The following is a 12,497-nucleotide window of genomic DNA, read 5'->3' as shown; positions in this document are numbered from 1 at the left end:
ATACAATCTTAGTAATCTAAAAAATATTTCTGAGGAGGAAAATTATTGGCTCATCCATCGATCAATTATAGAGCACTTATAAACAGTTATTCAGACATTGAACGACACAAGGAGTGCATAGCAAATGAGTTAAGGTATTACTATTCAAATGTAATTAAGCATAGCCGCGCAGTTGTCTGCACAACCAATGATGATCATACAGTTGTTATTATGCATTTAAGAATTGATCAATATCGATTTTACGAAATTGTAGTTGTTACTGGTCCAGATTATAATAAGATAACAAACGAAATTATTCCACGGATTTGGAGCTTAATTAGTAGAGCTACTAATATTTGTGGTTAATTGTAGAATTTTTTTGAAAATGTCTACTTAAACTATAGACAATTTAATTTAAGATAAAAGAATGTTACGACAGTCTTTTTTTTAATTCAACTAAAAGGATCTTCCAATCGAAGATCCTTTTTTATACCAATAACAGGCCGTTATGTTAACCTTACATGTATATAAGTTACTTGACATTCACTTTGATAAAAGATAGATTTCTTACTTTTTTTCTCTAAACATGTTGGTTAGCATAAATCACAAAATTTGCTGAATTTCTTCCGTCTCTTAGACATTATCTATAACAACGCTTACCCCAGTCAACTTGACTAAAAGGATAGCAATTTACCATTGCTTTATTCTATTTTTATTTCAAAGTCATCCTCTCTGCTTGTAAGGAATTTAAACCCTACACGTCTATCATCTGGACCAGGAGTTTCACTCCAACACCGATTAAAGTCACTAGACGGGATGTAGTTGGATGTATCTGTTCCACCCCAATTTGTATTAGTATTTGGCACCTCAGCGTAATAAACGAAACCTCTATTTTTAGCCGAATGTTCCCACAATTGCACTCGTGTAAACCGTGGTACGAAACGCCAGCCAAGCACTCTCCATCCATTCATCCCACAGTTGTCATCCGGATGACCAAAGGCAACTTTTACGTGTAAACCGCTATTGTTTAAAAAGAAGACTGCCATCGTCGTCATTCCCTCCCCACTGTTGCTTAGTAATTTAAAAACTGCTCAAAAATTGGAACGGTTTAATGCATGATCAGGATTTTAAAATTAAACAAATTTATTCTAATTACACATAATCAAGCTAAGCCACCTATAGTTACTCTGGACACCATAATATACAATAACCTTCATCATCCTTGTAATATTGGCAGGGAGGAGGAGCTATGGGGCATGGACGGTAAGGATTAAAAAAATAATAATATGGTCTCATAGGGCGAGGATTTGGATTTATAGGATAATAATAGGGATTTATAGAATATTGACGATAAAACAAGCCTATCCCTCCTTATCTTATTCTTCATTACTATGATTGTATTTGAAATTTTATGTTCTTGTAGATTGTCTATATACAATTGTGTCTTTACCTATATAACGAAAATAGAAGAAAGAATATTAAACCTGACTCATATCAATTCCTATGAGCGATTATTGGGTCAATTTTTTAATTTTCCTATTATCATCAAGAATTTTGCTCTCGTTTTTCTACTAACTATACTTGAAAAATGTCAGAGTATCTTGTGTCTATAACCCACATTTCTTCTTTAAAAGACCTCCAGGGCTGAACAGTAATAGATTTTGTACTTTTATCTCTTAATGTGTACTCTCTTATATACTGTTTTTGATAGGGTATAAAGTCTTAGTGCTTTTTAGCCCTAACATTGAATTAATTTCTTGCGGTTGGATGCCATCACGTAAAGAATTAAGTATAAAGCGATTTCGAAGTTTAGAGGGAGTAACATTAATATTAGTCCTTTTAGATTCTTTTTTAAGCATTTCTTGAATAGATTGCTTGCTTAAAGGCTGAGGGAATTTGTTTTATAGTCCCAATGGAATGTTAAACGTGCAAAGTCAAAAGCTACAAATAAAGCATCGTTAGTGTACTGCCTTGGTCTTAGCACTTTAGGAATTTCCTTATAATAATCAAGTAAGAGCTTTTGGTCTTCTTTAGATAGTTCTACTTGTCGTGGAATGGCAGTTTCTTTACCAGGTCTAATGATACCAGTATCAAAGTTAATATCATTCATTGAAAGGGTTACTATATCGTTTGTAGAAAGCCCTTCTAAGCTTCGCATAGTTGATAATAGGCATTTAATATCCTGGTCTATAGGAAAGTTACTTTCTTTCAATTTTGAGCCTATTTTTTTATTTATATCTATCTGAGCATTAAAGTATTTAAGAAAACTCTTAATACATATGTATTTTTGTTTTAAAGAAGAAGCAGCATATTTAGATTTACTTGTAAGGGATTCTAAATATTTTTGTATGTCATTGCTAGTTAATGCATTTAGGCTTTCAGATGCGACATCCTGGTGTTTCTCTAGCCATTTTAAAAATAGAGCAAGTTCATAACAGTAGGTAGTGATAGTAGATTGTTTTCGGCCCAATCCACTCATATATAAAGAATATTCATCAATGAGCTTAGTGTGAGACATGTTTATATACTCCTTTTTGCTCAAAATTGCGCACCTCATTATTTTATAAAAAAGAAAAATCCTCACAATCGGGGATTCTTCTCTTTCTTAATTATTACAGCCTTCTACCTCGTCACCTACTCATTATACAATGAAGGTGCAGTTCCTCAATTGGGACTGACTTGATCAAAGAGGAACTAGATATATTTGAGTAACCCAAGTCAATCTTAAGTATGCTTAGGGCCAATAATTTTACAATAGTGTAGTAAAACAACTTACAAATTTATAATTTAAAAAATTAATTTTTTTGTTACTTGCATTTTTTATACATAATCATTGTGGTAAGAACTAGCACTTATATTAGCTTGTTGTATAACAAATGATAGGCATAATTAGATCTCACTACTCTTAATAAGGCTGTGTTTTCTAAAATCTCTTACAAAGGAAAGAATTATATGGATCAAAAGATAAAAAAACTTATAGATATTAAAAGAGCTAACGAAAATGTACTACTAAGCAAGCCCAATGTCATAGGTGTCGATGTAGGATTTAAATATGTGGAGGGAAAGCGAACTGATGAGATTGCCATACGTACATTTGTAAAAAAGAAGGAAAACGTGAATCCAGTAGATGAAGTTCCTCGTACAATTGATGGGATAAAAACAGATGTTATTGAAGAGAAAGAGGTAGTATTACAAGTGTTAGAGGTTCCAGTGGATACACCCGTTCTTGAAGTTGAAAGAGACAGGTTTGAACCTTTAATCGGCGGAACTAGCGTAGGTCCTTGTAGAACCTTTACTAATGCAGAAGGCAATCAAGTTACCTATGTCGGTACACTTGGAGCTATTGTTCAGAAAGAAGATAATAAGTTTTACGCATTAAGTAATTTCCACGTCATGTGCGTTGACAGTTCATTTTCCCGAGGGGATGAAATGACACAACCAGGTAGACCTGACGGTGGCAGATGTTCAAATGATTTAATTGGCAAATTAGATAAAGCATGTCTTAGTAATAAATTCAATTGTCAAAACAAGCAAGTTGATGCCGCTATTTCTACTATTGAAAACAGGTCAGTGTCACCAGAAATTCTAAATATTGGTAAGGTAAAAGGGAAAACCTTGCCAGCTCTCGGTACAGCTGTTCGTAAGCAAGGCCGTACGACTGAATTGACCTTTGGAACTGTAACTGGACTTGATCGTACTGTTCCAATTCCTTATGGGCCAAGTATTGGTGTAGTGACATTAACAAATCAAATTACCATTGAACCGGATACTACCAGAAATCCTACATTTTCTGATCGAGGGGACTCAGGTTCAGTCATTGTCGATGAGCAAAATCGCGTCATAGGATTATTGTTTGGTGGAACTATAGATGGGTCAAGAACTTTCGCCAATCATTTTAGTGATGTTGAAGAGGCCCTCGGGATTGAACTCTTTACTGAGGTTCCTGTTCACAAGTAACTTAGAAACATATATAATTTTTGAAAATTTAAGGAAATCAAGTTGCTTCTTACAAAGCATAGCGTGTATGTGTGAAGCTCACTAACCTTATTCATTAAATATTGACTAAGGTTAGTGTCGTTCTTCATATATACTAGAAAATAGTATTAATCTGAAAGTTTAAATGGAAAATATGTATTATTTTATAAAATTAGATTAATTACGGAATGGGACAGTAAATATTATTAAAGAAAAGAAGGTGGATGGGTATAGGTCACTTCCCATATATGGTGTATTTAAGGGGAATACAATGATTTAAATGAGTACATACATGATCGAATTAGAAAGGCCAAAAAAAGCGATGCTGATATATATTTTTTTGGAGATGCATATCCACGATACCCAGAAATTTTAGATATCCAAGAAATATTTCCAATGAAGAAGAAAGAAGGATCAAACTGGAGTTTTTAGACAGAAACGGGCTTAAAGGGATGCATGATGTTCATATGAATCAAGGGAACACTGGCACAGAAGAGTGGATAGAAGATAATGGTGTGTTTCAAGATGGAGCATTGATAATTCATTTTAAACATGAAGATAAATGGTCCGCTATTTTCTTAAGATTCGCTACGCAATGCTTAACAACAGATAATTCTACAGGTGAATGTTTACGTTAAGTTTATAAGTCGCTTCTATTGCAACAACCGCTTTATTTCCTTAATTAATACGTTATTCGGATATTCGCCTAGTCAAATTACAGGCTAGATGTTTTTTTACTTAATCATCTGATTGGGAGATAATAATAAATCGTCTTTCAAGGTTAGTTAATAACTTTGTTTGACCAAGACGCCTCCAAAAATAAACATTGTTAAGGATTATAACCGAAGCTATGCATCTTAGACACTCACCCAATTATGCAGAGATAATCATCTAAAGTGAGTATATCAAAATATACTAGTAAGAAATAAAATTTGATAAAGTTAATTAAATTGTTGTAAACGTCTTAGAAAGATTCGATTTTATGTATTATTATAATTATCTTCCGTCATATAGAACACACCGGGAAATGCTTTTCAACGGAAGGACCCATTTATGCTGGTGTATACAGTTTTCTCTTAGGAAGTATCACAGCTTTATCAAGAATCCCAGGGAGCATGGAAATATGGTGGATTGGGAAGGATGATTCCATGCAAAACGCCTCTTGGTATAAAGGGGGACGATGGACTCGACAGGAAATTGCCTCAGCCGGTAGTGCAACATGCACTTTAAAGTGGGAACAGTACTGTCCCTGATATTTTATGTTTGTGAGTGGCCCATTTGCAATAGCATTATTATTTTTAAGTCGTTGTAATTCTTTATCAAAAGGTAATTAGGGCACTTTTCTTTTTAATATTATCCTCCCTTCTTGAATGAATCTTAAAGAAGTTAAGCTTTAAAGTTAGAACGTTGGAAGCTCTTTGACTCAATTCTTTTTTATTTGCTGTTATTTGGGGTTGTTCTACCTTGTACACCGAAACTAATAAGCAACTAAAAAACGTAGGCTTTCGCCTACCGACATTCATCTCCCACCTAAAATTGGTGATTCACCCCTTCACATTTTTGAGGAAGGAAGCTTCTTTTTTAGTTGAATCTGATTAACAAACTCTATTTGTTCATTACATATTAAGCACAATTTCATAATTTCACTCCATTCTATAGAAGTTCTATCTATGATTTATTATCTATTCAATTCAAATAATCAAATGATTAACAAATTAATTTATTAACTAGTTTTTAGTGAACATAATATTTTTACAAGTAATTAATAATCCATTATTTATACTGGTCTATCCATTCCGTAATTCTTGTCTTGATATTTTTACTATTACCCTTAATTTCATCAAATAAATATGCCATTAATTCGGTAAAAGAAAATTCTTCTTCATATGGATTATGGACATTGATATAGCGAATTATTTTCTTTAATTCTTTCATTCTATTTTTATCTAAATGATTTTGTAGGTATGTTTTGATATATTCATTTACTACATTCGTATGTTGCACACATACTTCTAATAGCAATGCTGTAGCTTTTGATTTTGTGACATCTAATGCGTGTCCTAGTGTCCTAGTGTCCTAGTGTCCTAGACTTAATTTATATATATGAGGTAGGGAAGGGGGGCATGTATAAAATTTTATTAATCTGGTAACAATGGAAATAGCAAAAGTAAAACAAAATAACAACACTACACATAAATCTTTGTGTAATGGTGTTATTTTAGTATTATTTAAATTTTGAAGTAATATGAGCAATATGGATAGTAACTTGATAATAATAAGGTATTCTTGGTATTAAATGTTTTTTTGCATTTGCCGTTAAATACCGATTAAAGGAAACTTTTTAATAAATCTTTATTCTGAAGTTATGCCAACATGATAGATGTAATTTATAAAAGTGGACAACAGAGTCGTATCCTGCCAACCTGGTTCACTTGTAGCACGTTCAAGAGTATTTCCTTTCACACTGATTAATTTACCGTTCTGGGCAAGATAGATCCTTCACCCAGTACCTGCTAACAGTGTAGCATTCCGCCAACCTGATTGACCTGGAAAATGTAGGTCAGGTCTAAGGTCACTTTCTCTCATCCTAATTAAGTCCTCTCCTCTAACAATATAGAGGTGATCTCCTACACCAGCCATAAGTCTTGCATCTTCCCAACTTGTATCACTTGCAACAGGTTTAAGAGCATCTTTTAGATACTCCACGAAGAGAGTAGGAATAGTCGTATTCACGTTGAATATAGGCTGCAATGATTTCCAAAGTCCAATTAAATTTCGCTGTAAATCCTACCTCATGAGGCACATGAGTGATAATGACTTGCTTTAGTTGTTCTTGTTGTTCCCCGTTTAACCGAGGTAGCTTTCCTAAAGAGAATTTCATGGTTACGATCGCATTAACGCTCTTAAAGCTGTACAAGAATCACAATAACAATAAAAATATAATTTATATTCTTATTAGTAATTAAAGTTAAGTAAGAAGGAGGGACTGTATCACCGAGTAAGGACTAAATATAGTAACGCCTCCCCCTTATATATTAATACCACAACTTCTTTTCTAGAGCCTACTAAGTTCACCGAATTGCGCAGATCCGGATACAAGGCAAAGGTATACCCTGTGAAGTTATATAGCTTCGAATGGAGAAAAAGGACGGCTAATTTCTGGTTCAGCCACTGGTTGTTCGTACGAATAGCCTAACTTGGAAATATCAAGAACATCTCGGATTTTTCGATTCCATGGCTTCATTTCATCATCCAGGTTATGACCCGATGGACCATCTTTTTCAGGAGCGTAATTTGGTTTAGGTGACATTCCGTCTTTCGCACGCAGTTCCTGCCAATCAGCCCAAACCTTGTCCACGAAACAATGATGTAGAAGAAAAACAGGGTCATTAGGTGAAGTCATTGGAACCATTGATCCTCCTACCCAGACATGAACACGATTATGTAACTGTGTCCCATCCGTCTTCACTTGATTATCCCCACGCTTTGTTACCCAGCCTTCTATACGATTACGAAAGCCTAATGTAAATGGACTGACGTTATAGGGCGGAGTGTCATAGAAGACTTCATTCAAAGCCTTGGATAAATCCTCTTTAGTGGGAAGATTAAAGTTTTGGATTCCACCACCGAACTGACGCATAAGTGCCGGACCATCATGACCTTCAGGAATAGGCCAGTTACCATTTTTGAATGCAAATGGACCACTTTGAACTCTCCAACCCTCGGATTCTACTCCATTACCGCCCATAAAATCATCAGACCATATAGGTGCTTTGGTTGGATCAGGAAGTTCAGCGTCCTCTGTCCAATTCCAATAGGGTATTGTTATTGCCGAATCAATTTTTTGCAAGTCCGCTTCAACTTGCATTAAGAATTCACGATGCCAAGGTAAGAACGCTGGTCCACGGTGTGCCCCATTTCTGTATCGTGCATCCCTAGGTTCGTTTGGCAGTACTGCTGGGTCCATAACTGCGTGGTGCCAGTGGACATATTCGTCGTACCTCCCATTCTTTTTAAGAGACAACAATGCTTCTACAAACGCTTTTTTTTCTTCGGAGCTAAGTGAACGAACATTTTTTCGGATTCTCATATTTTTCCTCCTTTTCCAATGTATTACTTCGCGCATATTCAGATGGATCAGATGTCCTTCGGGCCATGTGCTAATAACAAGAATTATTATTTCCTAAATTCAATATTTTTATGTGTTACAGAGATAACATATTCTACAAAGAACACAAAACACTGTTAAAGCAGAGATTAAATGTCCTTGCTCACTTTTATGTGCGTAAGTCCTTAAACACGAGGGTCAAGACATTCCATTAACCGTAATAGAAATAGTGGAGAACCGTAAATAAGCATCTGGTAAATGGAATAATAACAGAAGTGATTATATATGGTTCTGGTGCAAAAACTCCAAGCAAATTGCAACGAGTCTATAAATCTTGGACATACTGATAGTACTACTCTATAAAAGGTGTGTGATTAGTATGGAAAAAGAGAATTTATTTAAGTGGAAACATTATCAACCAGACATCATCTTGTTAACTGTACGTTGGTACCTACGGTACAACTTAAGCTTTCGTGATTTGGTGGAAATGATGGAGGAACGAGGATTATTTCTGGCTCATACAACTATTATGCGATAGGTACATCAATATGGACCGGAGTTTGATAACCGAATTCGACGTCATCTCAAATAAACGAATAACTCATGGAGGGTGGACGAAACATATATAAAAGTAAAAGGACAATGGATGTATTTATATCGTGCCGTTGATTCTGAAGGAAACACGATTGACTTTTATTTGAGTAAATCTAGAAATCATAAGACTGCAAAGCACTTTTTCAAGAAAGCTTTGCAGTTTTTTCATGTTTCAAAGCCTCGTGTTATAACAGTCGATAAGAATCCTGCTTATCCAATTGCTATCGAACAGTTGAAGAAAGAAAAAAGGATACCAATACGCACCAAAATCCGAAGGGTAAAATATTGAAATAACATCGTAGAGCAGGACCATCGTTTTATTATAAAAAACGTATACGCTCTATGTTAGGACTCATACAGCTATATCTATTCTTGCAGGAGTAGAAGCTATGCATATGATCAAAAAAGAACAGGTTGATTTACGGGATCAGTCTGTTCAAAATCAAAAACAATTCATTCACCAATTATTTGGATTAACAGTGTAAAGAACGATTCTGGCAGGAATCCTCATTTTTCCATGGTATGTATCCTTTATTTGCACCAGAACCAAAAATTTTGTGTCTATAATTCCAAAAGCGACTTTACAGGGGAATGGATTTTTTCCTTCTGAAGCAGCATGCATACAAGAAAGCACCCAATATTCCAATTCTAACGGTAAGCGGTATATTTGAAGACTACCATCGTTGTTTTTTGCTGTTAAGATCGGTGCATTTACCCTGGTTGTAGCAAAACCATCCGTTGTTATCATTGCTACTGCATCATTAGCTTGAAAACCAGTGTTTAACACCTCATAAATGATCCCATCTTCCTTATTAATAATCATAGGTATATTTAGAATGGGATAGCTATTAATATTATTATGAATAATTGCTCCTGCGGCGTTCTTTCTTAACTGATTTCCTTGCATTTTTACACTCCTTTTTAATAATCCAAACGTGATTACATTAATTCATTCTATTTAACATCTATTATATTAGAAAATTGTAGTTTCATCTTATTATAAAAAGCATCCGTACATATAACAGCGCTATTTGAAGGATCAATTTCAACAACGGTCATATAATTAGTGAGTAAATAACCGTCCTCATAATATGTAATCATTATTTCTTCTTCTGATACTAAGGAACATAATAGCATATTTTCAATTCGTTCTTTTTCGTCAGTTGTTAAAATCGGACGGGTGACTTTGTGTTGTTCCCTAATGATTTCACGTATCCCATCAAATTGGGGTGTTAATGCTGCGAATGGAGCCCATTTCACCATTCCGCGCCCTTTTGGCATATTAGCGTTGTTCATAATTTGTGTCCTCCTATTAGTGTATTTCTGTATCTAGCTGTGGCGCTATTTGTATACGAAATTCCTCTTAATATGCTGTTCTTACCAAATTTAGTGCGTATTTCGTCCATTACTTTCGTTAGTTTCATTTCTTTTTCTCGTTGTATTACATTATCGAATAGTGAGATTTGTTCTTCGCCTGCATTGATTAAGTTAGTTAAAGAAACATTTATGGATCTAATGGGTTCTCCAGTGTAAAACTCGTGTAAAAAATATGTACAAATCTTATATATATCCATTGTTAAATTGGTCGGTCGGTTCATAGTGTGAGTTTTTCTGAAGCCACCAGCGGAACTTTTGCTATAACCAATGGAAAAATGGACAGTTTGAGCTAGTTTGTTTTGCCTTCGCATTCGATAACAAACTTCTTCTATATGCTCCAGTAGAATAATTGGAAACTCTTCTATAGTGTAATCACGCATAAGTATTTGGCTTTTACCAATAGAAGTCGTTGTTGGAACGTATTTTTCTGATATACGGCTAAAATCAATGCCGTTGCTATGTAAGTGTAATTCTTCGCCAATAACGCCGAAGCTTTGTTTTAAGTATTTAAGGGGATATTGTGCTAAATCTCCAATTGAATGAATTCCCTTTCGGTTTAACTTCGCTTCTGTCTTACCTGAAATCCCCCAAAACTTACTAAGTGGTCGTATTGGCCATAATTTTATGGGTACATCTTCGTACTTCCAGTATGCTATACAATCTTTAGTTTTCTTCGCTTCCACATCTAAAGCCACTTTGCTCATTAAAGGGTTAGGGCCAATTCCTATTGTGCATTCAATCCGTGTTTTCGTATAAATTTCACGTTTAAATTTCAACGCAAATTCATAGGGATCGTTAGCAAATAAATGAATACTATCCGTAATATCCATAAAAAATTCATCGATGCTGTATTGGTGAAAATCCTCAATAGGAACGTACTGCAAAGCTAGCTTTGTTATGTAATTAGAGCATTTTATGTAAGTTCCCATAATCGGATTTACAACAAGAATGTCTTTTCTGCGAGGAATCTCGTATAATCTGGCCATCTTCTTTACACCCAATGCTTTTAATGGTGGCGTGGCAGCTAGAACGATTGAACCGTTTCTACTTACATCACCGACTACTGCCAATTTTGTATACATAAGATCTAACCCCATTTTGATGCAACTTACTGAAGCGTAAAAGCTACGTAAATCAACACATAAGATGATTCTATTCGGTAAGATAGAATAGTCATACACTGTTATTCCTTCGTATATAATAAGAACGTTTGTTCTTATTATATACGAACTTGCGTTCTTTTATAAAGAGTTTTTGTTTAAAAATAATTTTTTGCATAAAGAAAAGACACTCTTATATGAGTGTCTTTCAGATATTCTGTTTGTGGGAGCAGCAATTCTAACACCAATCAACAATAAGAGGGCATAGATATATATCCTCTTACTATTGATTAAAGGTGCAAACTCAACAAGAAAAGACACTATACAGTGTCTTTTCTTGTTGAGTTCGCTTTAAGGAAAATGTAGTGATTAATCAAGGAATCTTGGATGCTTCTTGATTCATCTTAGTATAACATTAATATATAATTTTAATATATAAAAATAAAATTATATGAATTTAATTTCCTCAAATATTATTAGGATATTTTTCTATATTTAGAACTATGTTAGTAGATTGGTGAAAAGAAGCTATTATGTAGAATGATAGCTTTTTTTATAGTTATATATTGAAATTCAAATGATCGTAATAGGTGAATTGTTTGTAAAATATATACATTTATAGTTGGTTATATTACCATTATTATAAATATTGGAAAAAGAGGGTGTTAAATGTAAATGTTTTAGATGAAGATCAGAACTTCAAATAGTAAGTTTATAGTTTTGGGAGAAGAAAAGAAAAAGAAAAAATTAAATTCTGGGGGTTAATTCACATGCCCATCAACTTAAGAGACTAATTGTTCCCCAAAATGAAAAAAATGAACTGAATTTTCATAAACAACTATGGAGAGATACAATTTTCGTTTTGGGGATACTCTAAAATATTAGCTTGATAGCGATGTGGCGGTACCCCTAATAAACATTAATCAAAAAACCTTCAGTAAACCTGAAGGTCTTTTGATTAATATTTATTTTTCGGTTCATATAAGTAAAAATTGTCTTCTCCAGGAAACTTTATAACAATAACTTTTCTATTTTCCTTTTCAAATACAGTAGTAGCTCCTTCTTCATGCGTTTTTTTCCACCCTTTAGCTCTTATAGACATTAAAGGTAAATATCCAAAAGTATATTGATAATCTGCTGGCTTATCATCTTCAACATGGTTAGAAAAAATAAACACAGGAAAATCTTTAATTTTTGACTCTTTCGTCATTAAGAATGTAGAGAGAATCAGTAGTAATAAGACCCCTAGAATTATCTTTGTTTTTTTAAACTTCACAATTTATCACTCCTATTGATATTGTACTAAATATCATAATAGAAAAATATAAAAATTAGTTCATTTGGCGAGATAAACACAAAAAGTA

The 12,497-nt window shown here is 34.0% G+C and carries 12 protein-coding genes and 1 pseudogene; 4 read left to right on the top strand and 9 right to left on the bottom strand.

The window, feature by feature from the left end:
• Positions 1–45: 45 nt before the first annotated feature.
• Entirely contained in the window at positions 46–345 is a 300-nt protein-coding gene (locus tag CGQ22_RS18785; RefSeq protein WP_089149125.1) for a hypothetical protein, read from the top strand.
• A 335-nt stretch (positions 346–680) separates the two neighbouring features.
• Here CGQ22_RS18785 and CGQ22_RS18780 read toward each other — a convergent pair whose 3' ends face one another.
• Complete coding sequence (locus CGQ22_RS18780; RefSeq protein WP_089149124.1) at positions 681–1,025, bottom strand: hypothetical protein; 345 nt, start codon at positions 1,023–1,025, stop codon at positions 681–683.
• An 833-nt stretch (positions 1,026–1,858) separates the two neighbouring features.
• Positions 1,859–2,497 carry a tyrosine-type recombinase/integrase gene (locus CGQ22_RS18775; protein ID WP_254704123.1) on the bottom strand — a complete coding sequence of 213 codons (639 nt, stop codon included), beginning with the start codon at positions 2,495–2,497 and terminating at the stop codon, positions 1,859–1,861.
• Positions 2,498–2,931: 434 nt separating this feature from the next.
• Between CGQ22_RS18775 and CGQ22_RS18770 the strand changes: the two genes are divergently transcribed.
• Together CGQ22_RS18770 and CGQ22_RS18765 are read left to right on the top strand one after the other, a co-directional pair.
• Positions 2,932–3,936: a chymotrypsin family serine protease gene (locus CGQ22_RS18770; protein ID WP_089149123.1), complete on the top strand. Its 1,005-nt coding sequence runs from the start codon at positions 2,932–2,934 to the stop codon at positions 3,934–3,936.
• A gap of 350 nt (positions 3,937–4,286) precedes the next feature.
• Positions 4,287–4,592, top strand: coding sequence for a DUF2278 family protein (locus CGQ22_RS18765; protein WP_347361485.1), 306 nt, complete (start codon positions 4,287–4,289; stop codon positions 4,590–4,592).
• A gap of 1,135 nt (positions 4,593–5,727) precedes the next feature.
• Here the strand turns inward: CGQ22_RS18765 and CGQ22_RS18755 are convergent.
• From CGQ22_RS18755 to CGQ22_RS18745, 3 genes are all read right to left on the bottom strand, one after another.
• Positions 5,728–5,958, bottom strand: a complete 231-nt coding sequence (locus tag CGQ22_RS18755; RefSeq protein WP_089149120.1) for a hypothetical protein — start codon at positions 5,956–5,958, stop codon at positions 5,728–5,730.
• Between the two features lie 495 nt (positions 5,959–6,453).
• Positions 6,454–6,687 carry a hypothetical protein gene (locus CGQ22_RS18750; RefSeq protein WP_141106079.1) on the bottom strand — a complete coding sequence of 78 codons (234 nt, stop codon included), beginning with the start codon at positions 6,685–6,687 and terminating at the stop codon, positions 6,454–6,456.
• A gap of 388 nt (positions 6,688–7,075) precedes the next feature.
• Positions 7,076–8,044, bottom strand: a complete 969-nt coding sequence (locus CGQ22_RS18745; RefSeq protein WP_089149118.1) for a tyrosinase family protein — start codon at positions 8,042–8,044, stop codon at positions 7,076–7,078.
• Positions 8,045–8,441: 397 nt separating this feature from the next.
• Here CGQ22_RS18745 and CGQ22_RS18740 point away from each other — a divergent pair.
• A pseudogene (locus tag CGQ22_RS18740) lies at positions 8,442–9,141 on the top strand (IS6 family transposase).
• Here the strand turns inward: CGQ22_RS18740 and CGQ22_RS18735 are convergent.
• From CGQ22_RS18735 to CGQ22_RS18720, 4 genes are all read right to left on the bottom strand, one after another.
• Positions 9,114–9,563 carry a hypothetical protein gene (locus CGQ22_RS18735; RefSeq protein WP_254704124.1) on the bottom strand — a complete coding sequence of 150 codons (450 nt, stop codon included), beginning with the start codon at positions 9,561–9,563 and terminating at the stop codon, positions 9,114–9,116. The pseudogene CGQ22_RS18740 and the gene CGQ22_RS18735 sit on opposite strands and share 28 nt — an antisense overlap.
• A gap of 47 nt (positions 9,564–9,610) precedes the next feature.
• Positions 9,611–9,952, bottom strand: coding sequence for a YolD-like family protein (locus CGQ22_RS18730; RefSeq protein ID WP_089149117.1), 342 nt, complete (start codon positions 9,950–9,952; stop codon positions 9,611–9,613).
• Complete coding sequence (locus tag CGQ22_RS18725; protein ID WP_089149116.1) at positions 9,949–11,214, bottom strand: Y-family DNA polymerase; 1,266 nt, start codon at positions 11,212–11,214, stop codon at positions 9,949–9,951. Before CGQ22_RS18725 ends, CGQ22_RS18730 begins: the two co-directional genes overlap by 4 nt.
• An 877-nt stretch (positions 11,215–12,091) precedes the next feature.
• Positions 12,092–12,409 carry a hypothetical protein gene (locus CGQ22_RS18720; protein ID WP_000669512.1) on the bottom strand — a complete coding sequence of 106 codons (318 nt, stop codon included), beginning with the start codon at positions 12,407–12,409 and terminating at the stop codon, positions 12,092–12,094.
• Positions 12,410–12,497: the final 88 nt, after the last annotated feature.

Source organism: Bacillus sp. M13(2017) (genome assembly GCF_002218325.1).
GTDB lineage: Bacteria > Bacillota > Bacilli > Bacillales > Bacillaceae_G > Bacillus_A > Bacillus_A thuringiensis_K.
Note: the sequence above shows the minus strand (reverse complement) of the source record. Positions and strands in the feature narration are given on the sequence as shown.